Origin of the sequence: Burkholderia sp. 4NA327C6 (assembly GCF_005502655.1) — a bacterium.
In the GTDB taxonomy this organism is placed as follows: domain Bacteria; phylum Pseudomonadota; class Gammaproteobacteria; order Burkholderiales; family Burkholderiaceae; genus Burkholderia; species Burkholderia contaminans.
On record NZ_SCNZ01000012.1, the window covers coordinates 141,302 to 162,331 of the forward strand.

Genomic DNA, 21,030 nt, shown 5'->3' on the forward strand with positions numbered 1-21,030 from the left:
TATCCCCCGGAGTCGCCTTGAGTACGCCAGCCACCGACGACTGGGTCGCGCGCAGCCTGCGCGCGGTCTGGCATCCCTGCACCCAGATGAAGCATCACGAGCGCCTGCCGCTCATCCCCGTCGCACGCGGCGCGGGCCTGTGGTTGTACGACCGTGACGGCCGCCGCTACTTCGATGCGATCAGCTCGTGGTGGGTCAACCTGTTCGGCCATGCGAACCCGGACATCAACGCGGCGCTGAAGGACCAGCTCGACACGCTCGAGCACGCGATGCTCGCCGGCTGCACGCACGAGCCCGCGATCGAGCTCGCGGAGCGGCTGCACGCGCTCACCGCGCGCACGCTCGGCCATGCGTTCTTCGCGTCGGACGGCGCGTCGGCGGTCGAGATCGCGCTGAAGATGAGCTTCCACGCGTGGCGCAACCGCGGCCGCGCGAACAAGCAGGAATTCGTCTGTGTAGCGAACAGCTATCACGGCGAGACGATCGGCGCGCTCGGCGTGACCGACGTCGCGCTGTTCAAGGACGCGTACGACCCGCTGATCCGCCATGCACACGTCGTCGCGTCACCCGACGCACGCGGCGCGCTGCCGGGCGAAACGGCCGCCGACGTCGCGGGCCGTGCGCTGGCCGACGTGCGGCGCCTGTTCGTCGAACGCGGCGACCGGATCGCCGCGCTGATCGTCGAGCCGCTCGTGCAGTGCGCAGCCGGCATGGCGATGCACGATCCGTCGTACGTGCGCGGCCTGCGCGCGCTGTGCGACGAATTCGGCGTGCACCTGATCGCCGACGAGATCGCGGTCGGCTGCGGCCGCACCGGCACCTTCTTCGCATGCGAGCAGGCCGGCGTCTGGCCCGATTTCCTGTGCCTGTCGAAGGGCATCAGCGGCGGCTACCTGCCGCTGTCGCTCGTGCTCACGCGCGACGATGTTTTCGCCGCGTTCTACGACGACGACACGACGCGCGGCTTCCTGCACTCGCATTCGTACACCGGCAACCCGCTCGCGTGCCGCGCGGCGGTCGCGACGCTCGACCTGTTCGAGCGCGACGACGTGCTCGCGGCCAATGCCCGCAAGTCGGCGACGCTGCGCGCAGCGCTCGCGCCGCTCGACGCCCACCCGCAGGTGCGCCACCTGCGCGAGCGCGGCACGCTGTTCGCGTTCGACGTCGCGCTCGACGGCGACGCGGCGCGCGGCTTCTCGCGACGCTTCTTCGAACGCGCGCTGGAACGCGAGCTGCTGCTGCGCCCGATCGGCACGACCGTGTACCTGATGCCACCGTACGTGATGAGCGACGACGACATCGCGTGGCTCGCGCAAAGCACGCGCGACACGCTCGATGCGACGCTGGAGGGTCTCGTCCGATGAGCCTGCTCGATACCCTGCAACGCGGCCTCGCCGAGCTCGACGCGCAAGGGCTGCGCCGCGTGCGCCGCACCGCCGACACCGCGTGCGATGCGCGCATGACCGTCGACGGCCGTGAGATCGTCGGCTTCGCGAGCAACGACTATCTCGGCCTCGCCGCGCATCCGGCGCTCGTCGCCGCGTTCGCCGAAGGCGCGCAGCGCTACGGCTCCGGCAGCGGCGGCTCGCACCTGCTCGGCGGCCATTCGCGTGCGCATGCGACGCTCGAGGAAGAACTCGCCGCCTTCTCGGGCGGCTTCTCCGACGCGCCGCGCGCGCTGTACTTCAGCACCGGCTACATGGCGAACCTCGCCGCGATGACAGCGCTGACGACCAAGGGCGCGACGATCTTCTCCGACGCGCTGAACCACGCGTCGCTGATCGACGGCATGCGGCTGTCGCGCGCGAACGTGCAGGTCTATCCGCATGCGGACACGGCCGCGCTCGCCGCGTTGCTCGACGCATCGGATGCCGAAACGAAGCTGATCGTCAGCGACACGGTGTTCAGCATGGACGGTGACATCGCGCCGCTCGCCGAGCTCGTCGCGCTGGCCGAACGCCACGGCGCGTGGCTCGTCGTCGACGATGCGCACGGCTTCGGCGTGCTCGGCCCGCAGGGCCGCGGCGCGCTCGCGGCCGCCGCGCTGCGCTCGCCGCATCTCGTGTACGTCGGCACGCTCGGCAAGGCCGCCGGCGTCGCGGGCGCGTTCGTGATCGCGCACGAGACCGTGATCGAATGGATGATCCAGCGCGCGCGCAGCTACATCTTCACGACGGCCGCGCCGCCGGCCGTCGCGCACGCGGTATCGGCCAGCCTGAAGGTGATCGCGGGCGACGAAGGCGACGCGCGACGCGCGCATCTCGCCGCGCTGATCGAGCGCACGCGCGCGCTGCTGCGCAACACGCGCTGGCAGCCGGTCGATTCGCACACGGCCGTGCAGCCGCTCGTGATCGGCAGCAACGACGCAACGCTCACGGCGATGCGCGCGCTCGACGCGCATGGCCTGTGGGTGCCCGCGATCCGGCCGCCGACGGTGCCCGTCGGCACGTCGCGGCTGCGTGTGTCGCTGTCGGCCGCGCATTCGTTCGACGATCTCGCGCGGCTGGAAGCCGCGCTGATCGAAGCCAGCGAGGCGCAGGCCGTGCAGGAGACCGCGACATGACCGCCCCGCTCTCGCTGTTCGTTACCGGCACCGACACCGAAATCGGCAAGACCTTCGTATCGGCCGCGATGCTGCACGCCTTCGCGCGACATGGCCTGCGCGCGGCCGCACTGAAACCCGTCGCGGCCGGCGCGTATGAACGCGACGGCGTGTGGCGCAACGAGGATGCCGACCAGCTCGACGCGGCCGCGAACGTCGTGCTGCCGCCCGAGCTGCGCACGCCGTTCCTGCTGAAGGCACCGGCCGCGCCGCATATCGTCGCCGCGCAGGAAGGCGTGACGCTCGACATCGACACGATCGTCGCCTGCCATCGCGAAGCGCTGACGCGCGCGGAGATCGTCGTCGTCGAAGGCGCCGGCGGCTTCCGCGTGCCGATGAACGACACGCAGGACATGGCCGATCTGGCGGTCGCGCTCGGCGTGCCGGTCGTGCTCGTGGTCGGCGTGCGGCTCGGCTGCATCAACCACGCGCTGCTGACCGCCGACGCGATCGCCGCGCGCGGCCTCACGCTCGCCGGCTGGGTCGCGAACCACGTCGACCCGGCGATGTCGTTCCCCGACGAGAACATTGCAACGATGCGCGACTGGCTCGAGCGCGAGCACGGCGCGCCGCTGCTCGGCCGCATTCCGCACATGAGCCCGGCCGATCCCGAATCCGCCGCGGCGATGCTCGACATCGCCGCGCTCGTCGAGACGCTGCGCGCCGCGCAGCATTGACCCAACCGAAACAGATCCCCGATCCCCCGATCCCTCATCCCCGACCAGGACAGGAAAACGATATGACCCAAGCCCAGACTGCCGCCACCGTGCAACCCGACGCGATTCCCGTGGCCGCTCCGGTCTCGCAGCGCTGGCGCGTCGCCGACGTCGTCGCGCTGTTCGAGCTGCCGTTCAACGACCTGATCTTCCGCGCGCAGCAGGTGCACCGCGAGCACTTCGACGCGAATGCAGTGCAGCTGTCGACGCTGCTGTCGATCAAGACGGGCGGCTGCGAGGAAGATTGCGGCTACTGCTCGCAGTCGTCGCACCACGACACGGGCCTGAAGGCCGAGAAGCTGATGGACGTCGACGCGGTGCTCGACGCCGCGCGCGCGGCGAAGGCGAACGGCGCGAGCCGCTTCTGCATGGGCGCCGCGTGGCGCAACCCGAAGGAGCGCCACATGCCTGCGCTGACCGAGATGGTGCGCGGCGTGAAGGAACTCGGCCTCGAGACCTGCATGACGCTCGGCATGCTGGAAGACGAACAGGCGCAGGAGCTCGCGAGCGCGGGCCTCGACTACTACAACCACAACCTCGACACGTCGCCGGAGTTCTACGGCCAGGTGATCTCGACGCGCACCTACCAGGATCGCCTCGACACGCTCGACCGCGTGCGTGACGCGGGCATCAACGTGTGCTGCGGCGGCATCATCGGGATGGGCGAATCGCGCCGCGAACGCGCGGGCCTGATCTCGCAGCTCGCGAACCTGAACCCGTATCCGGATTCGGTGCCGATCAACAACCTCGTCGCAATCGAAGGCACGCCGCTCGAAGGCACCGCGCCTCTCGACCCGTTCGAATTCGTGCGCACGATCGCGGTGGCGCGGATCACGATGCCGAAGGCCGTGGTGCGCCTGTCGGCCGGCCGCGAGCAGCTCGACGACGGCCTGCAGGCGATGTGCTTCCTCGCCGGCGCGAACTCGATGTTCTACGGCGACCAGCTGCTGACGACGAGCAACCCGCAGTCGCAGAAGGACCGCGCGCTGTTCGAACGCCTCGGCATCCGTTCGAGCGATGCGGACGCGATGACGGCGAACGCGTAAGCGGCACGCACGGCGAGTTCGTTCGCCACATGAAAAAGCCGGGATACGTCCCGGCTTTTTTCATCCGATCGTCTGCACCGGAAAGCCTCGCGCGCCGTCCCGCCTAGCAGGTGACTCGCCCGTCATGTGGCCCCCGCTTCCCGCCGGCGTATCTGTGTGTCGTATCGGCGCGCACGGCAGCGGCCGCTACCGTCCGCCGTGTGCGTCACACGTGTGCCGCCGCGCCGTCGATCGCCGCGCGCACGCGCTCGACGAGTGATTGATCGACCGGCGCCAGCACCTCCCCGCGCGGCCGCACGCCCGAACCGAAATGCACCGCGCGCACGCCGGTCGCGCGGACGAAATCGCCGACCGCATCGACCGTGAGCCCCGAGCCGGCCAGCACCGTGCAGGTCGAGCCTGCCGCCTGCCGCACCAGCCGCGTGATCGTCGCGACCGCGTCGAGCACCGACGGATGGCCGCCCGACGTCAGCACCGACGTGACGGACGGCACGCGCAGCAGCGCGTCGAATGCGGCGTTGAGATCGCGCGAGACGTCGAACGCGCGGTGGAAGGTCAGTGCGCGACCGTCCGCTGCGGCCGCGATGCGCGCCAGTGCGTCGAGATCGACGTCGCCGCGTGCGTCGAGCGCGCCGAACACGACGCCGTTCGCACCGGCCGCGACGGCTGCACGCACGTCGCGTTCGATCACGCGGAGATCGTCGGCGTCATAGACGAACGACCGGCTGTGCGGTCGCACGATCACGTTGACGGGGATCGGCACGGCGGCCACGACGGCTTCGATCAGGCCGACGCTCGGCGTCAGCCCTCCTTCGGTGATCGCGGTCACGAGTTCGAGGCGGTCGGCGCCCGCGCGGGCGGCGGCCTTCGCATCGCCGACGGTCGTGGCGATCACTTCGAGGAGAACGGAGGAGGCGGCGTTTCGGTTCATGGGCGGCCCGCGATTCGTCTGGACAATTCGCGCATCCTAGCCGAGCCGCGTGACGGACGCCAGTGTGCCGGCCGCGGCGCCGTGAACGACGCAGTCAACCGCGCCGCACGAGCCACACGCCGACGAGCGCGGACAAGCCGGTCACCGCGGTGCCGGGCGCGAACCGGAACATGCGCGCGTTGAAGTACGCGCCCTGCTGCTGCATCACGTCGACGATCGCCGGTGTGAGCACGAGCATCCCCCAGCCCACCATCCCGAGCGCGGTGGTCGCGGCCGCGACGAGCAACACGATGCCCGCGCCGCGCGCACGCGGCCGGAATGCGCCGGCAAACGCGCCCGCAGCGAGCAACAGGGCCGACACCGCGAACAGCACGGCGACGAATACGACGGTCGCGCCCGCGTGGCCGACTTTCATGAACGCCATCATCTGCGCGGTGATCACGCACATGCCCGCGATCGTGAACAGCATGATCGCGAGCGCATTGCGCGCGAAGCTCATGCGTTCGCCTGGAAATACGCGGTCGCGGGACGCCGGAACAGCAGATAGACGAACAGCGCGAACAGCAGGACGCCGGGAATCAGCACCGCATACATCGACGTCGGCATGTTGACGAACGAGAACGCGAAGCCGAGCACGGCCGTCGCGATATAGGCCTTGCGCGACCATTCGCGGCCCTTGAGGATCGCGATGCCGATCACGACGTTCACGGCTTCGAGGATCACGCTGATGCCGAGCGTCGCCCAGACGGGCAGCAGGTAGTGCGACAGCAGCGCCTGGGTGGTCGGCATGCCGATCGTGAATGGCGTATAGACGCACGTGATCGCGTTGGTCACGATGATGATCCACGCGAGAATGGTCAGCGAAATCGGTCTTTTCATTGTGTTTTCCTTGTTATTCGCCGCCATGGTGGCCCCCGGGACGGCGCGCTCGCGGTCACGATGGCCGCGGTCGGGCCATTGTCGGGGAAGCGCAAGGCGAACGCAACGGCCGCCCCGTTCCGCTCGCCCCATCCGCCGGCGCCGGTGCGCGCGGCGCTAGCCGGCGTCCGCTTCGTCGTCGCGCCAGTCGATATCGCCGCACAGCACGCGCTGCGCGTCGCCGATGCGCACGGCCACCGACAGCGTCACGCACGGCTGCGCCTCGTTGATCGACAGGTAAGGCCGCGTGACCTGCACGCGCCCCGGCTCGGCGATCGCCGAGCGGAAATACGGCCGGCGCAGCCAGTTCGCGCCCTGCGCGTCGGCCAGCGGCGAGAAGCGTGCCTCGGCAAGTGCGCGGTCGGCGCGCAGCACGACGTTGCGGCCCGACTGGCGGCCGTGCGCGTCGAGCAGGAAGCAGCGCGCGGCCGCGTCGAGCGCGAGGAAGTTCCAGCACACCTCGTCGAGCGGCTCGCCGGCCGCGAGACGCTCGGCCGCACGTTCGAACGCGCGCAGGTACGGCGCGAGCCGCTGCGCATCGCGCCGCTCGCGCGCGTCGGTCTGCTGCCGGAAGCGCTCGGTCAGCTCGCCGATGCAGCCCGTCGCGGCCGCGCTGTCCGGCAGCCCCGGCGCCGGCCGGCCGAAATAGTAGCCCTGCACGAAATCGGCCTCGCACGACAGCGCGATCTGCGCCTCGTGCTCGGTCTCGATGCCCTCGACGAGCACCAGCTTGCCGGCCTCGTGCAGCAGCGTCACGAGCCCGTGCAGGATCGCGGTGAGCCCCGTACGGTGCGCCGCGTGCGACAGCATGATCCGGTCGAGCTTCACGATGTCCGGGTTCAGTTGCCAGATCCGCTCGAGGTTCGAGTGACCCGCGCCGAAATCGTCGAGCGCGATCAGGAAGCCGTGCGTGCGGAATTCGCGCACGGCCTCGGCGAGCCGCTCGACGTCTTCCGCGCGCTGTTCGAGCACTTCGAGCACGACGCGGCGCGGCGGCATGCCGAGCCGCTTCAGGTTCGCGAGCAGCGCGGCCGCCTGGAACGGGTCGGTGAGCACGCCCGGATGCACGTTGAGGAACAGCCACTCGCGCTCGGCGCCGAGCAGCGCGAAGTTCTCGAGATGCAGCGCCTGCGCGAGCCGGTCGAGCTGCAGCAGCTCGCCCTGGCGCGCGGCTTCGCCGAACACGTCGAGCGGCGACACGGCGCGATCGAGCGCATCGTGCGCGCGCAGCAGCGCCTCGTAACCCACCGCACGCTGGTGCGACAGGCTGAAAATCGGCTGGAATACGGTCGTCAGCGTCATGTCGCGGTGCTGCGTCGCCAGACGTTCGAAGCCGGAACTCACCTCCCGCTCGAACCGGTACGGCGACGCGGCGGCCGGACGCTCCTGTTGCACGATCGTCATGCGTTCCTCCTGGTATTGCCTTCGAACGCGGCGCCCGACACAGCGAGCGGCGCGTGCATTGTCTTGGTTGGACCCTCGGTTGCCCGGTCGACGCCGGGCGGCTGCCCCATATCAAGCAAGCTCCGTGCAAGGCGCCGACAACCCTTGCGCCGCGCGGCTCGCGCCGGGTTGCCGCACCATCCCGGCGCAGGTCGAGCGCACCATTTTCGTGCGCGCGCACCGGCCGCTCGAACGCAGCCGTTACGCCAGCAGGCTACACTCCGTACGATCGTTTCATTCCCCGTATTCGCCGTATCGATGGAAATCGTCTTCACAGTCCTGATCCTGCTGCTGACCGTCGCGCTGTCCGGCGCCGTCACACGCATCCTGCCGTTCCAACTGCCGTTGCCACTGATGCAGATCGCGTTCGGCGCGATGCTCGCGTGGCCGAAGCTGAACCTGCACGTCACGTTCGATCCCGAAATCTTCATGCTGCTGTTCATTCCGCCGCTGCTGTTCGCGGACGGCTGGCGGATTCCGAAGCGCGAGCTGTACCTGCAACGCCGCGCGATCCTGATGCTCGCATTCGGGCTCGTGTTCATGACGGTACTCGCAGTGGGCTACTTCGCGCACTGGCTGATACCCGAGTTGCCGCTGCCGATCGCGTTCGCGCTCGCGGCCGTGCTGTCGCCGACCGACGCGGTCGCGCTGTCCGGGATCGCCGGCAAGGGTCGCATTCCGCCGCAGCTGATGCACATCCTCGAAGGCGAGGCGCTGATGAACGACGCGTCGGGCCTCGTCGCGCTGAAATTCGCGATCGCCGCCGCACTGACGGGCATGTTCTCGCTGCGCGACGCATCGGTCACGTTCGTGATCGTCGCGGCCGGCGGGCTTGCGACGGGCGCGATCGTGTCGTGGGCGTTCAGCGCGCTGTCGACCCGCTTCCTGAACGCCGAGCAGGAAGGCGATCCGGCCCCCGGCATCGTGATGACGCTGCTCGTGCCGTTCGCGGCCTACCTGTTCGCCGAGCACCTCGACCTGTCGGGCGTGCTGGCGGCCGTGTCGGCCGGGATGATGATGAACTACACGAGCTTCTCGCGTAAAAGCACCGTCGCGTCGCGCGTGCGTGCCGAAAGCACGTGGGCGATGATCGAGTTCGTGTTCAACGGCATGGTCTTCATCATGCTCGGGCTGCAGCTGCCGCACATCATCGGCCGCACGCTCGTCGACGCGCACCACACGAGCGACGCGCTCGTCGGCCGGATGATCTTCAACGTCTGCGCGATGATGCTCGCGCTGTATGCGATCCGCTTCCTGTGGGTCTGGCTGCTGCGCTGGTTCGCGAGCCGTCGCGCCGCGCGCCACGGCCTCGCGGGCACGATGGCCGGCGTGCGCACGATCGCGGTGATGACGGTCGGCGGCGTGCGCGGCGCGGTCACGCTCGCCGGCGTGCTGTCAATTCCGGTCGCGCTGTCCGACGGCGTGCCGCTGCCGGGCCGCGATACAGCGATCTTCGTCGCGTCGGCCGTGATCCTCGGCTCCCTCGTCGTCGCGGTGATCGGCCTGCCGCTGCTGCTGCGCGGCGTGCGTTCATCGCGCAGCCCGCTCGGTGACGAGGAACGCGCCGCGCGCGCGGCCGCCGCGCAGGCCGCGATCCGCGCGATCGATTCGTCGCACGACGCGATCTCGGTCGATCTCGACGAATCGGGCGCTGCACGCTGCGCGGATATCTCCGCGCGCGTGATGGACCAGTACCGCCGCCGCCTCGCGACGCTCGCCGACGACGGCCCCACGCCGCGCGCGGAAGCGAAGCAGGCCGAAACGATGGAACTGCAGATGCGGATCGCCGCCGTGCGCGCCGAACGCTCCGCGCTGTATCGGCTGCGCAGCGAGAGCAAGATTTCCGACGAGACGCTGACGAAGCTGCTCCGCGAGATCGACCTGTCGGAAACCGCGCTGTCGACGCGCAAGAAAGGCCTTGTCTAAAGGCTCGGCGGCTGCCTGAACGCGGCGGCTGCCCAATAAAAAACGGCGACGCTCGAGCGTCGCCGTTTTCACATCCGCCCGCGTTCGCGTTACTTCGCGACGACGACCGGAATCCCCTTCAGCATCCCCGCCCCCTTCATCTCGTCGAGCGCGTGCTGCACGGCCGCGCTCGTCGCCGCTTCGATGCCGAGCTGCAGTGCGAGCTCGCGCTCCGCGCGCTTCACGCCGGCCAGGTTGCGCACCTTCACGTGACCGAAGCCGCGCACGCGTGCGTGCAGGTCGGCCAGTTGCGTGACCTGCGCCGCATTGCTGGCGGTCGTTGCCGCGAGCGCACGCGCGAGCGTCGTCTCGTAGTCGTCGGCGAGCGCACGCTCCATCCTGCGCTCGACGGTGCGGCCGAACGGATCGAGCCACGTGCCGCGCAGGCTGCGCACGCGCGCCAGCATGCCGAACACCGGCCACATCCACTGGCCGAACACGCGCTTCTTCGGTGCGCTGCCGTCGCGGCCGGCCTTCGCGACGGTCGGCGGCGCCAGGTTGAACTTCACGCGATACGCCTGCCCCGGCACGCCTTCGAATTGCGCTTCGAGCGCCGTGCGGAACGCGTCGTCCGTGTACAGCCGCGCGACTTCGTATTCGTCCTTCACCGCGAGCAGCCGGTAGAACGTCGTGGCGACCGCGCGCGTCAGCGCGTCGTCGCCCTTTGCACGTGCCGCGCTCACGAGCGCACGATAGCGCTCGACATAGCGTGCGCCGCCGTAAGCATCGAGACGCGCTTCGCGATCGGCGATCAGCTCGGCGAGCGTCTCCGGCGCGGCATGCGCGGCCACCGTGTGACGCGCGTTCCACAACGCATCGAGGCCCGCCGCGTCGCCGGCCGCCATCCGGCCGATCGAGAACGCGAGCTTGTTCATCGGCACCGCGACGTTGTTCAGCTCGATCGCGCGCATCATCGCCGCGAGCGACACCGGCACGAGGCCGAGCTGCCATGCATACCCGAGCATCAGGATGTTCGCGCCGATCGAATCGCCGAGGAACTTCGCGGCGAGCGCCTGCGCGTCGCAGCTCGACAGGTAGCCGTCGCCGGCCGCGTGGCGCATCTTCTCGAGCAGGGCATCCGCGTGCAGGTTCGCGTCGGGGTTCTGCACGAACGACGCATTCGGGATCCGGTGCGTGTTGACGACGATCCGCGAACGCTCGTGACGCACCGTCTGCAGCGCCTCGGCGCTCGCGCCGACGACCATGTCGCACGCGAGCAGCACGTCCGCCTGCTGCGTGTCGATGCGCACCTGGTTCAGCCAGCGGTCGCTCGATGCGATCCGCACGAACGACAGCACCGAGCCGCCCTTCTGCGCGAAGCCCATGAAGTCGAGCACCGACGCGCTCTTGCCTTCGAGGTGCGCGGCCATGCTGATTAGCGCGCCGACCGTCACGACGCCCGTGCCGCCGACGCCCGTCACGAGCATGTCGAACGGCGCCGCGTCGAGATGCGTGGCCGGCACCGGCAGCGCGTCGACGCGCGCGGCCAGCGCGGCTTCGTCGAATGCAGCGCCGGCGGCTTTCTTCAGCGCCGCGCCTTCGACCGTCACGAAACTCGGGCAGAAGCCGTTCACGCACGAGTAGTCCTTGTTGCACGACGACTGGTCGATGCGGCGCTTGCGGCCGAGCGGTGTTTCGAGCGGCTCGACCGACAGGCAGTTCGACTGCACGCCGCAATCGCCGCAGCCTTCGCACACGGCGTCGTTGATGAACAGGCGCTTGTCCGGGTCGGGGAATTCGCCCTTCTTGCGGCGGCGGCGCTTCTCGGCCGCGCAGGTCTGGTCGTAGATCAGCACGGTGACGCCCGGCGTCTCGCGCAGCTCGCGCTGCACGGTGTCGAGTTCGCTGCGGTGATGGAACGTCGTGCCCGGCGGGAACTGGCCGTGATGACCGTCGTACTTCTCCGGCTCGTCGGACACGACCACGAAGCGCGACACGCCCTCCGCCTCGACCTGCCGCGCGATCTGCGGCACCGAGATGCTGCCGTCGACCGGCTGGCCGCCCGTCATCGCGACCGCGTCGTTGTAGAGGATCTTGTACGTGATGTTCGCTTTCGCGGCGACCGCCTGGCGGATCGCGAGGATGCCCGAGTGGAAGTAGGTGCCGTCGCCGAGGTTCTGGAACACGTGCTTCGTGTTGGTGAACATCGCGTGCGCGGCCCAGTCGACGCCCTCGCCGCCCATCTGGATCAGGCCAGTCGTGTCGCGCTCCATCCACGAGGCCATGAAGTGGCAGCCGATGCCGGCCTGCGCGATCGAGCCTTCCGGCACCTTCGTCGACGTGTTGTGCGGGCAGCCCGAGCAGAAGTACGGCGTGCGCTTCACCGCGTCCGCCTCGTTCGACAGGATCTGCGGCGCGACGAGCTCGACCACGCGCTCGCGGCGGTCGAGCGCCGGCTTGTGGCGCGCGAGCCAGTCGGCGAACACCGGCAGGATGCGCGACGGACGCAGCTCGCCGAGCTCCGACAGCAGGCAGCCGCCGGCGGCGTCGTGCTTGCCGAGCACGCGCGGGCGCGCGCCTTCCGTGCGGTTGTACAGGTAGTCCTTGATCTGCTGCTCGATGACGGGGCCCTTCTCTTCGATCACGAGCACTTCGGCGAGCCCGTCGACGAAGGTTTCGACGCGCGTCATTTCGAGCGGATACGACAGGCCGACCTTGTAGATCCGCACGCCGGCCGCGTCGAGATCGGCCACCGTCAGGTCGAGGCGGCGCAGCGCTTCCATCAGGTCGAGGTGCGCCTTGCCGCAGGTCACGATGCCGACGTTCGCCTGCGCGCTCGGCGCGATCCACTTGTCGATGCTGTTGGTGCGTGCGAAATGGCGCACCGCGTCGAGCTTCGCGGCGAGGCGCGCTTCGATCGTGAGGCTCGGCAGGTCAGGCCAGCGGTTGTGCAGGCCACCCGCCGGCGGCGTGAAGCCTTCCGGCGCGGGCCACTGCGTCTGCAACGCGTCGAGGTCGACGGTCGAGCCCGATTCGACCGTTTCGGAGATCGCCTTGAAACCGACCCACGCGCCCGAGTAGCGCGACAGCGCCCAGCCGTACAGGCCGAATTCGAGCATGTCGGCGATGTTCGCCGGGTTCACGACCGGCATGTGCCACGCGATCATCGCGAAGTCGCTCTGGTGCGGCATCGACGACGACACGCAGCCGTGGTCGTCGCCCGCGACGACGAGCACGCCGCCATGCGGCGACGAGCCGTACGCGTTGCCGTGCTTCAGCGCATCGCCGGCGCGATCGACGCCCGGGCCCTTGCCGTACCACATCGCATACACGCCCTCGACCGTGCGCTCGGGATCGGCCTCGACCCGCTGCGTGCCGAGTACGGCCGTGCCGCCGAGTTCCTCGTTGATCGCGGGCAGGAAGCGCACGCCGCCGGCGTCGAGCAGTTTCTTCGCCTTCCACAGCTGCTGGTCGACCATGCCGAGCGGCGAGCCGCGATAGCCGCTGACGAAGCCGGCCGTGTTGAGCCCCTGTTCGGCGTCGACCGTGCGCTGCATCAGCAGCAGGCGAACCAGCGCCTGCGTGCCGGTCAGGAAGATCCGGCCGCGCGTCGCGGTCAGGTTGTCGGTCAGGCGGTAGTCGGACAGGGCAGGCGTGCCGTCGACGGGCAGGCGGGCAGTCATGGGGGGATGTCTCCGGATTGTGCTGTTCTGGGCGGCTCGGCAGGGCGTCGGGCGACGCGTGACTGGCGGCTGCGAATGGCTCTATTTTTTCGCGCGCAGCCGAGAATGTTTTTTCTCATCTTGCTCGGGCGGGCCGTCTGTGAGAAAAACCGCGCAGCTTTTTGTCGGGATTTGAGAGAATTTTCGCGCGCGGCGGTGGGGCGGGATCGGCGACGTGTCGGAGCGGGCGGGTCGTTTGCCGGGGAAACGCGTGGCGGTCCGACGGTGGCCCGGGTAGGTGGCAGGTAACGCTCGCGCCCCGTGTGACAAGGGTTTCAGCGCCTCGTGGCGGTGCATCTCACCATTGAAATGCACAGCGTTGCGACTGGTCGGTGGCTCGGGATGTCCACAACGCCTCACCCCTTGGCCGACCGGGCTCGCGCGCTCACCGTTCGATTGCACAGAATTTCGAGTGGCGTGGGGGCCGGGATGTCCACATCGTTGTCGGCATGAATATGGCGCTTGCCTCGACGCTCACCATTGAAATTCACAGCGCGGCGAGTGAGTTTCAACGGCGGATATCCACATCGGCGAGGATGTATTGCGTCGGTCGGCAGCTCGCCTCAGCGTTCGAATGCTCGGGGGCGCGAGTGGGCTTATCGGCCGGACGGGCACACAGGGACCCGCATGCTGCCAATCGCGGGCTCCCGCTCACCATGAAAATGCAATGGGTCGGGAGCGGGCTTATCGGCCGAACAGGCGCGCCGGAACCCACGTGCTGCGCAATCGCTGGCCTGCCTTCACCGTTGAAACACGCCGGGACGCGAGCGGGTTTATCCGCCAGACATGTACGACGGAACGCGCATGCTGCACAATCGCGGGCCCGCACTCACCATTGAAATACACAGGGCTTCGAGTGTCTGCGACAGCGGTTATCCACGCCCGATCCGGCATTGCCGACCAGCCACGCGGGCGCCCTCACCGTTGAGAACCACAGCGCTTCGAGTGGTCCGGGACGCAGGATATCCACATGCATGCGCATCCTCCGATGCGACAACGGATGCGTACAGCGGAGAGTGCGACCGGCGGGAAATCCATGCTGGAAGCGGCTCACCGACCGATCGAGTACTGACGCTCACCGTCGAAATGCACAGTGCCGCGAGTCGTTTCGGTGACCGGATATCCACACGGGGGCTCGCGTTGCCCCCGCTAGCACGCTCGCGTCCGAACCGGACGTGCACGCCGCGTCGGACGGAACCGCTCGCCGAACGATCGTGTCTTGCCGCGCCGACCACCGATCGCGTATTCATGCTCGCCGCTGCATCGCGCAGCGTTTCGAGTCGCTTGCGAACGCGGCGATGCGCAGCGAAATCTGCGCATTGCAGACCACGCGCTCGCGCTCACCGTTAAAATGCACGGCCTTCCGGGGGAGCTTCCGGAACCGGATATCCACTTCGCGGCGCACGCACGGTTCCGCCACACATGCGCGCGTTCGGCTAGAATGCGCGACGCTTCGAACCGCGCAAAGACCGCAAAACCGCACCAGGACAGGCGCATCGCCCGATCGGGTGCCGCCCCTCACCGGTGAATTCCACAGCATTTCGCGTCGTTTCGAGGGCGAGTTGTCCACAACCCGCTTCATGCATTCCGTATCATCCGGTGATCCTCACCTGTGAAATGCACAGGGCGCCGAGTCGTTTCGGCGTGAGGATATCCACAACCGATCGCTCGACGCGACCTTCGTCAGACCTTCGACTGGAACGGCCCGCGCATTCGCCGACGGCTATCGGGCATTTACCGGAAAGCCCCGTCCAGACGGCCTCGGCGGCACCCTCACCATTCAAATGCACAGTGTTCCGAGTCGCCTTGGGGGTGGGTTATCCACATCGGTCCAACGAGACTGCATCGAACAGGCATGCGCCCTCGAGCCGCATTACTCGGCAATCGACCGGATGACCGCTGCCGGATTGCCGCCGACCAGCACATTCGGCGAAACGTCCCGCGTGACGACGGCCCCTGCCGCGACCACCGAGTTCTCGCCCACCGTCACACCGCCGATGATCGTCGCGCCGGCACCGATCCACACGTTCCGCTCGATCACGATCGGCTTCGCGAGAACGAAGTCGCGCCGCCGGGAAGGTTCGACGGGATGACCGGACGTGATGAGGCTGACGTTCGGCCCGATCATCACGTCGTCGCCGATCTCGAGCCCGCCGAGATCGTAGAACGTGCAGTTCTGGTTGATGAACACGTTGCGCCCGAGCTTCATGCCGGTGCCGCCCGTCGCATGGAACGGCGGGATCAATGCAAAGCCGTCGTCCACTTGCATGCCGATCAGTTCTCCGAACAACGTGCGAACCTCGGCGGCGTCGTCGAACGTCAGGCGATTGATCCGCGCGGCGATCGACATCGCCCGCTTGACCTCGGCCACCATCGCCGCCGATTCCGGCGTTCTTCTCGGAATGATCGTGGTGCGATCGTCGTTTGCCATGTGTGAGTTGTCTCCCGGGATATTCCTGTTTCGCGATGCATCGGCGATTGCGGCAGGATGCCAATGTTGCCGTATGTGCGGGCGCTGCGGGCTTCGTGATGCCTTGCGAGGAATACCGGTTCACGCCGGGCTTCCGTCACATTCACAACTAGTCTTGACATTACTAGTTATGAATAAACCCTCTTATGACACAAGGCGTTACCCAGCCTCCCCCCGATTCGCGCTCGACACGCAGCGCATCCGGCCATCACACCGATGGCCCCGCCTCGGCGTACACCCCTGGCCGGGCACCCCTGGCCGGGCACCCCTGGCCGGGCACCCCTGGCCGGGCGCCCCTGGCCGGGCGCCCCTGGCCGGGCGCCCCTGTCCGAACCTCCGCTGCTCGGGTACGCTTGAGCATCCACCGGACCGACAGTTGCACCCAAACGCGGAGGCACGATGAAGCTCTACTACTGGCCGAAGACCCGGGCATTCCGGGCATTGTGGATGCTCGAAGAACTCGGCGTGGTGTATGAACTCGTGCCGATCGACCTGCGTTCGCACGAACAGGGCAGCGACGCGTTCGTGCAGGTCAACCCGATGGCCAAGCTGCCCGCGCTCGACGACGGCAGCGTGCCGTTCGCCGAATCCGGCGCCGTACTGCTCTATCTCGCCGACCGCTGTCCGGGCGCCGGGCTCGGCATCGCGCCCGACGATCCGCTGCGCGGCCGTTTCCTCCAATGGATGTTCTTCACGCCGACCTGCCTCGAACCGGCGATGGCCGAAAAATTCACCGGCGCGTCGGGCAATCCGGTCGCGTTCGGCTGGGGCAACATCACGCGCGTGCAGCGTGCACTCGCGCAAGCGCTCGCCCATAGTCCATGGCTCATCGGCGACCGCTTCACCGCGGCAGACCTGCTGCTCGCCAGCACGCTGAAGATCGCGTTCGACGCGCATCTGCTGCCGCACGAAGGCGTGCTCGGCGACTATGTCGCGCGCGCCGAGGACCGCGACGCATTCCGCCGCGCGGTCGCGATCGAACAGCGCGAAGCGTCACGCCTGCTGCATGCGTGACGTGTAGACGTGCAGCGCGTGGGCGGCGCTACCGGCCGCCCGCGAGCGCACCTACGCGGCCGGGCCCGACGTCGCGGCGCCGGCATTGACCACCGCGCCCGGCGAGCCGCGCTCGTCGGTATCGGCGTCGACCGGCACCACCTCATGAAAATGCGTGTAGTCGATGTGCGTGATGCCGTCTTCGTCGTGCATCAGGTCGACATAGCGGTGACGCCAGCGGATCTCGTCATGCTCCCAGGAATGACGCGCCTGCATCACCTGCGCGGTCGTCTCGTCCGAGCCTTCGATCGTGATCAGCAACGACGCGTCGCGCGCAGCGAGCGATTCGGGCGTCTCGCCGAACAGCGCGCTCGATTCGTCGATCACGTGCATCAGGTTCCAGCCGAGCAGGAAAATCGGATGCTCGCTGCGCACGAGCGCCAAGTCGTGGATCTTGCGCAGCGTATAGCCCTCGTGCGTGCCCTCGACGCGCATCAGCCGCAGTTTGGCCTGCGCCTCGGCAATCACGTTCTGGCGCGCATTCGCGGCGCGCACCATCAACGTCATCCTGCCGTTCAACGGCCGGACGATCGCGTAGCGTGCGAACAGGATCTTCGCCTGCGGCCGCGAAAACCGCGCGAACACGAGCCCGGTGGCCATCGCGATGCCCGACATCCCGACGAAGATCTCGAACGTCGCGACCAGGTGCGCATAGACGGTCTGCGGATGCATGTCGCCGTAGCCGACGGTCGCGAGTGTCTCGACACTGAAGAAAAACGCGCCGCCGAAGCCGGCCGGCGACTGGTTCGCAATCGGTGCATGGCCAAGCAGGTAGAGCGTCGCAAAAGCGCCGTTGAGCAGCAGGAACAGCACGGCGAGCGACAGGAAGAACACGGGCCAGCTCACCGTCAGCGCACGGTGATAGAGGTCGCGCCAGCCGAGCGGCGGCATCCCGTACGCGATCACCGGGCGAGTGCCCGACCAGAGCTTGCGGCCACGGCCGCGGGAGGCTGGGGAGGACGAATCGACGTTCATCGCGCGGTGCCGGAAACAGGGAGGCGATGAGCGTAGCACGCGCGGCGGCGGCCGGGTATGCGTACCGGTTCGGAATGGGAATCCGTCGCACCGCCGGCCGCGCGGCGCAAAAAAAGCCGGCCGCGAAAGCGGCCGGCTGCGTCGTCGGTGGGTGGGCACGCGCGCAGTGCGCGCGGCGCTCACTTGCGGTCGACGATCACCTGGTCGAACGTGCCGCCGTCCGCGAAGTGCGTCTTCTGCGCGTTCGCCCAGCGGCCGAAGACCTGCTCGACGCTGAACGTCTTCAGCGGCTTGAATTCGGCCGCATGCTTCTTCAGCACGTTCGCGTCGCGCGGGCGCAGATGATGTTGCGCGATGATCTCCTGTGCTTCCGGCGTGTACAGGTAGTCGAGATACGCCTGCGCGACCTTGCGCGTGCCCTTCTTGTCGACGACCTTGTCGACGACGGCGACGGGCGGCTCCGCGAGGATGCTCGACGACGGGTACACCGCGTCGAACTGCGCGCCCGACGCACCGGTGTCCATCAGCGCGACTTCATTCTCGAACGTGACCAGCACGTCGCCGATGCCGCGCTGCGTGAACGTCGTCGTCGCGCCGCGGCCGCCGGAGTCGAGCACCGGCACGTTGCGGAAGATCGCCTTCTCGAAGTCGATCGCCTGCTGGTCGGTCGCGCCCTTCTGCTTCTGGAAGCCCCACGCGGCGAGATACGCGTAGCGGCCGTTGCCCGACGTCTTCGGGTTCGCGATGATTACCTGGACACCCGGCTTCGCGAGATCGCTCCAGTCCTTGATCGCCTTCGGGTTGCCCTTGCGCACCAGGAACACCATCGTGGTCGAGTACGGCGAGCTGTTGTCGGGGAAACGCGCGCGCCAGTCCTTCGGCAGCAGCTGGCCGCGCTCGGCGAGCAGGTCGATGTCGTTCGGCTGGTTCATCGTCACGACGTCGGCCTGCAACCCTTGCAGCACCGACAGCGCCTGCGCGCTCGACGCGCCGTGCGACTGCTTGATCGCGATCGTCTCGCCGGTCTTCTGCTTGTAGGCAGCGGCAAAACCCGCGTTGATGTCCTTGTAGAGTTCGCGCGTCACGTCGTACGACACGTTCAGGATCGACGTATCCGCGTGCGCGGCCGTTGCCGCCACGACCAGCGCCGCCGCCGCGCCCGTGTGCAGCCAGCGGCCGATCCCCTTCATGCTTGCCATCGTGATATGCCCCGTTTCCAGTGGTGGTGAATGTGCGTGACGGCACGCGTACGCGCTGTCATCGAAACGTAAGCGGGCATTCTAGCGGCCGGGCGCAGCGCCCTTTCCAATCAGTCGTGGAAAGCAAATCTCGAATTCTGCTAAACGGCGGCGGACGCTCGCGCGCGGATCGGATCCGGTGTTAAGATCGCCGCTCAGCCCATTTCCCGGTTCCTCCATGTCCGCTGCCCTGCGCTCGCTTCCGATCCTCGCCGCCGTCGCGGCAGGTGCGCGTGCGGCCGGGCTGAAACTGAAAAAACGACTCCTCGACTGACGGGGACGTCGCGTCCCGTCAGGCGAATGCCGGACGGGATGCCCGCAGGTCGTTTCTTTCTCCTTGCTCGCACGCCTCGCTCCGGCACTCCGCCGGCGGAACGGTTCCTTCCCACTCCGTTTCCACCATGAGGCTCTGCATGAACACACGTTTCGAAGGTATCTGGCTGCCGATCATCACGCCGTTCCACCACGGCGAAGTCGACCATGCCGCGCTCGCTCGACTCGCGCGCCACTATGCGGCAACGGGCCTCGCGGGCTTCGTCGCGGGCGCGACGACCGGTGAAGGCGTGCTGCTCGACGCGCGCGAACAGGACGCCGTGTTCGCGACGCTGCGCGACGCGGCACCCGGGCTGCCGATCGTCGTCGGGCTAACGGCGAGCGCGACGCATTTCGCGGCCGCCCGTGCGCGCGAACTCGCGGCGCTGCGGCCCGACGGGCTGCTCGTCACGCCGCCCGTCTACGTGCGGCCGACGCAGGACGGCATCCGCCGCCACGTCGAGGCGATCGTCGACGCGGCCGACCTGCCGGTGCTCGTCTACAACATCCCGTACCGCACCGGCGTGAACGTCGAACTGGACACGCTGCAGGCGCTCGCGCGCGACCCGCGCGTCGCGGGCATCAAGGAATGCGGCGGCACGCTCGACCGGATGAGCCGGCTCGTGCACGACACGCCGCTCGCGATCCTGTCCGGCGACGACAACCAGAACTTCGCGGCGATGTGCGCCGGTGCGCACGGCGCGATCGCGAGCAGCGCGCACGTGCTGCCCGAATGGCATGTGCGCATCCGCGCGCTGCTGCGCGACGGTCGGCTCGCCGACGCGCGGCGCCTGTCGGTCGCGCTGCAGCCGCTCGTCGCGGCGCTGTTCGCGGAGCCGAACCCGGCGCCGGTGAAGGCCGTGCTGGCCGCGCAAGGGTGGTGCGAAGACGGATTGCGGCTACCGTTCGTGCCGGCGAGTGAAGGATTGAGGGAGCGGCTGGCGACCATTTGCAGGGAACTGGAAACGTCCCCGCAAGCTGTCGCGGTAGCGTAGGATTTCGCTTCCGAAACTGTTTCAGACTGTCAGGATTCGGGACGCGCCATACTGCGCGAGGTGGCTGTCAGCCGTGACGAGCAACAGCGGTTCGCACCACGCTTGCGCAACGAGCAACCGGTCGAACGGGTCGCCATGATGATGGGGCAGATGACGCACGGCAGCGCCGTGCGTGGCCCGGACCGGTAGCTCGCGATACTTGCTCGTCTTGATCTCACCGACGAGCCGATCCACGTCGACGTCCAGCTTTCCCTTCCCGGCTTTGATCGCCATCTCCCAGATGCTCGCGCTGCTGACGAACACGGCATCGGCGCAGGTGATCAGCCTGCGCGCACGAACGCTCAGTTTCGGATCGTCACCCCACATCCACAGGAAGATGTGCGTATCGACCAGCAACCGTATTACTTCCCTTCGAACTCGGCCAACTCTTCGGCGGAGAGGGGCGCATCGAAGTCGTCGGCCATCCATATCTGCCCCTTGAGGGCACCGAACCGATGGATGGGTTCAAGCGGCACCAGCCGGACCGACTGTTTGCCGTCCTGCGCAATCACGACGCGTTCACCCGCGATCGCGGCATCGAGCAGCCGCTGCAGGTCGAGCGCGGCTTCAGGGACAGTGGCAACTTGCATGATGGGCTCCATTGAGTGAGCCACCATTGTTACGACCTTCGCTCCGTTCCTCCAATAGGCCGATTGTCCAGTCGA

At 68.2% G+C, this 21,030-nt stretch carries 18 protein-coding genes; 7 read left to right on the forward strand and 11 right to left on the reverse strand.

What is annotated here, in order from left to right; genetic code table 11:
* Window positions 1-17: 17 nt before the first annotated feature.
* The 4 genes from bioA to bioB all read left to right on the forward strand — a co-directional run bounded on the left by bioA (window position 18) and on the right by bioB (window position 4,364).
* Window positions 18-1,364, forward strand: a complete 1,347-nt coding sequence (bioA, locus tag FFS49_RS15015) for an adenosylmethionine--8-amino-7-oxononanoate transaminase (protein WP_039346397.1) — start codon at window positions 18-20, stop codon at window positions 1,362-1,364.
* Window positions 1,361-2,563: an 8-amino-7-oxononanoate synthase gene (gene bioF, locus FFS49_RS15020; RefSeq protein WP_105816728.1), complete on the forward strand. Its 1,203-nt coding sequence runs from the start codon at window positions 1,361-1,363 to the stop codon at window positions 2,561-2,563. The genes bioA and bioF overlap by 4 nt, the downstream gene beginning before the upstream one ends.
* Complete coding sequence (gene bioD, locus FFS49_RS15025) at window positions 2,560-3,279, forward strand: dethiobiotin synthase (RefSeq protein ID WP_105816727.1); 720 nt, start codon at window positions 2,560-2,562, stop codon at window positions 3,277-3,279. The genes bioF and bioD overlap by 4 nt, the downstream gene beginning before the upstream one ends.
* A 62-nt stretch (window positions 3,280-3,341) precedes the next feature.
* Entirely contained in the window at window positions 3,342-4,364 is a 1,023-nt protein-coding gene (bioB, locus tag FFS49_RS15030) for a biotin synthase BioB (RefSeq protein WP_071335184.1), read from the forward strand.
* A gap of 205 nt (window positions 4,365-4,569) precedes the next feature.
* On the opposite strand, the gene FFS49_RS15035 is transcribed toward bioB, so the two are convergent.
* The 4 genes from FFS49_RS15035 to FFS49_RS15050 form a co-directional block, all read right to left on the reverse strand.
* A complete protein-coding gene (locus FFS49_RS15035) occupies window positions 4,570-5,295 on the reverse strand; it encodes a copper homeostasis protein CutC (protein ID WP_039346407.1) in 726 nt (241 codons plus the stop codon).
* 94 nt (window positions 5,296-5,389) lie between these two features.
* Window positions 5,390-5,794, reverse strand: a complete 405-nt coding sequence (locus FFS49_RS15040) for a hypothetical protein (RefSeq protein ID WP_071335186.1) — start codon at window positions 5,792-5,794, stop codon at window positions 5,390-5,392.
* Window positions 5,791-6,174 carry a hypothetical protein gene (locus tag FFS49_RS15045; protein ID WP_105816726.1) on the reverse strand — a complete coding sequence of 128 codons (384 nt, stop codon included), beginning with the start codon at window positions 6,172-6,174 and terminating at the stop codon, window positions 5,791-5,793. Before FFS49_RS15045 ends, FFS49_RS15040 begins: the two co-directional genes overlap by 4 nt.
* Before the next feature lie 156 nt (window positions 6,175-6,330).
* Complete coding sequence (locus FFS49_RS15050; RefSeq protein WP_039346416.1) at window positions 6,331-7,617, reverse strand: EAL domain-containing protein; 1,287 nt, start codon at window positions 7,615-7,617, stop codon at window positions 6,331-6,333.
* Window positions 7,618-7,914: 297 nt separating this feature from the next.
* Here FFS49_RS15050 and FFS49_RS15055 point away from each other — a divergent pair, with 297 nt between their 5' ends.
* The gene (locus tag FFS49_RS15055) at window positions 7,915-9,582 is read left to right on the forward strand and encodes a Na+/H+ antiporter (protein ID WP_039346420.1); all 1,668 of its coding nucleotides are present in this window, start codon (window positions 7,915-7,917) and stop codon (window positions 9,580-9,582) included.
* An 89-nt stretch (window positions 9,583-9,671) separates the two neighbouring features.
* Here the strand turns inward: FFS49_RS15055 and FFS49_RS15060 are convergent, their stop codons facing one another.
* The 3 genes from FFS49_RS15060 to FFS49_RS15065 form a co-directional block, all read right to left on the reverse strand.
* Window positions 9,672-13,244 carry an indolepyruvate ferredoxin oxidoreductase family protein gene (locus FFS49_RS15060; protein ID WP_105816725.1) on the reverse strand — a complete coding sequence of 1,191 codons (3,573 nt, stop codon included), beginning with the start codon at window positions 13,242-13,244 and terminating at the stop codon, window positions 9,672-9,674.
* Window positions 13,245-14,529: 1,285 nt separating this feature from the next.
* Complete coding sequence (locus FFS49_RS41980; RefSeq protein ID WP_171026766.1) at window positions 14,530-14,688, reverse strand: hypothetical protein; 159 nt, start codon at window positions 14,686-14,688, stop codon at window positions 14,530-14,532.
* Between the two features lie 468 nt (window positions 14,689-15,156).
* A complete protein-coding gene (locus FFS49_RS15065) occupies window positions 15,157-15,714 on the reverse strand; it encodes a sugar O-acetyltransferase (RefSeq protein WP_105816724.1) in 558 nt (185 codons plus the stop codon).
* A gap of 438 nt (window positions 15,715-16,152) precedes the next feature.
* Here FFS49_RS15065 and FFS49_RS15070 point away from each other — a divergent pair, with 438 nt between their 5' ends.
* Window positions 16,153-16,767 carry a glutathione S-transferase gene (locus FFS49_RS15070; RefSeq protein WP_105816723.1) on the forward strand — a complete coding sequence of 205 codons (615 nt, stop codon included), beginning with the start codon at window positions 16,153-16,155 and terminating at the stop codon, window positions 16,765-16,767.
* 51 nt (window positions 16,768-16,818) lie between these two features.
* On the opposite strand, the gene FFS49_RS15075 is transcribed toward FFS49_RS15070, so the two are convergent.
* Together FFS49_RS15075 and FFS49_RS15080 are read right to left on the reverse strand one after the other, a co-directional pair.
* Window positions 16,819-17,781, reverse strand: a complete 963-nt coding sequence (locus FFS49_RS15075) for an ion channel (protein ID WP_039346434.1) — start codon at window positions 17,779-17,781, stop codon at window positions 16,819-16,821.
* Between the two features lie 179 nt (window positions 17,782-17,960).
* Entirely contained in the window at window positions 17,961-18,980 is a 1,020-nt protein-coding gene (locus tag FFS49_RS15080; protein ID WP_105816722.1) for a sulfate ABC transporter substrate-binding protein, read from the reverse strand.
* Window positions 18,981-19,432: 452 nt separating this feature from the next.
* Here FFS49_RS15080 and dapA point away from each other — a divergent pair, with 452 nt between their 5' ends.
* Window positions 19,433-20,326, forward strand: coding sequence for a 4-hydroxy-tetrahydrodipicolinate synthase (gene dapA, locus FFS49_RS15090; RefSeq protein WP_105816721.1), 894 nt, complete (start codon window positions 19,433-19,435; stop codon window positions 20,324-20,326).
* A gap of 21 nt (window positions 20,327-20,347) precedes the next feature.
* Here dapA and FFS49_RS15095 read toward each other — a convergent pair whose 3' ends face one another.
* Both FFS49_RS15095 and FFS49_RS15100 read right to left on the reverse strand, forming a co-directional pair.
* Complete coding sequence (locus FFS49_RS15095; protein ID WP_039346442.1) at window positions 20,348-20,728, reverse strand: type II toxin-antitoxin system VapC family toxin; 381 nt, start codon at window positions 20,726-20,728, stop codon at window positions 20,348-20,350.
* Entirely contained in the window at window positions 20,728-20,955 is a 228-nt protein-coding gene (locus FFS49_RS15100) for a prevent-host-death protein (RefSeq protein WP_039346445.1), read from the reverse strand. The genes FFS49_RS15095 and FFS49_RS15100 overlap by 1 nt, the downstream gene beginning before the upstream one ends.
* Between the last annotated feature and the right edge of the window lie 75 nt (window positions 20,956-21,030).

What these genes read in the sequence shown, in the direction of transcription:
- bioF (WP_105816728.1), top strand. Translation starts at nt 1,361, where the DNA reads ATGAGCCTGCTCGATACCCTGCAACGCGGCCTCGCCGAGCTCGACGCG.
- dapA (WP_105816721.1), top strand. Translation starts at nt 19,433, where the DNA reads ATGAACACACGTTTCGAAGGTATCTGGCTGCCGATCATCACGCCGTTC.
- bioD (WP_105816727.1), top strand. Translation starts at nt 2,560, where the DNA reads ATGACCGCCCCGCTCTCGCTGTTCGTTACCGGCACCGACACCGAAATC.
- FFS49_RS15050 (WP_039346416.1), bottom strand. Translation starts at nt 7,617, where the DNA reads ATGACGATCGTGCAACAGGAGCGTCCGGCCGCCGCGTCGCCGTACCGG.
- FFS49_RS15060 (WP_105816725.1), bottom strand. Translation starts at nt 13,244, where the DNA reads ATGACTGCCCGCCTGCCCGTCGACGGCACGCCTGCCCTGTCCGACTAC.
- FFS49_RS15075 (WP_039346434.1), bottom strand. Translation starts at nt 17,781, where the DNA reads ATGAACGTCGATTCGTCCTCCCCAGCCTCCCGCGGCCGTGGCCGCAAG.
- FFS49_RS15065 (WP_105816724.1), bottom strand. Translation starts at nt 15,714, where the DNA reads ATGGCAAACGACGATCGCACCACGATCATTCCGAGAAGAACGCCGGAA.
- FFS49_RS15080 (WP_105816722.1), bottom strand. Translation starts at nt 18,980, where the DNA reads ATGGCAAGCATGAAGGGGATCGGCCGCTGGCTGCACACGGGCGCGGCG.
- FFS49_RS15040 (WP_071335186.1), bottom strand. Translation starts at nt 5,794, where the DNA reads ATGAGCTTCGCGCGCAATGCGCTCGCGATCATGCTGTTCACGATCGCG.
- bioB (WP_071335184.1), top strand. Translation starts at nt 3,342, where the DNA reads ATGACCCAAGCCCAGACTGCCGCCACCGTGCAACCCGACGCGATTCCC.
- FFS49_RS15035 (WP_039346407.1), bottom strand. Translation starts at nt 5,295, where the DNA reads ATGAACCGAAACGCCGCCTCCTCCGTTCTCCTCGAAGTGATCGCCACG.
- FFS49_RS15100 (WP_039346445.1), bottom strand. Translation starts at nt 20,955, where the DNA reads ATGCAAGTTGCCACTGTCCCTGAAGCCGCGCTCGACCTGCAGCGGCTG.
- FFS49_RS15055 (WP_039346420.1), top strand. Translation starts at nt 7,915, where the DNA reads ATGGAAATCGTCTTCACAGTCCTGATCCTGCTGCTGACCGTCGCGCTG.
- FFS49_RS15045 (WP_105816726.1), bottom strand. Translation starts at nt 6,174, where the DNA reads ATGAAAAGACCGATTTCGCTGACCATTCTCGCGTGGATCATCATCGTG.
- FFS49_RS15070 (WP_105816723.1), top strand. Translation starts at nt 16,153, where the DNA reads ATGAAGCTCTACTACTGGCCGAAGACCCGGGCATTCCGGGCATTGTGG.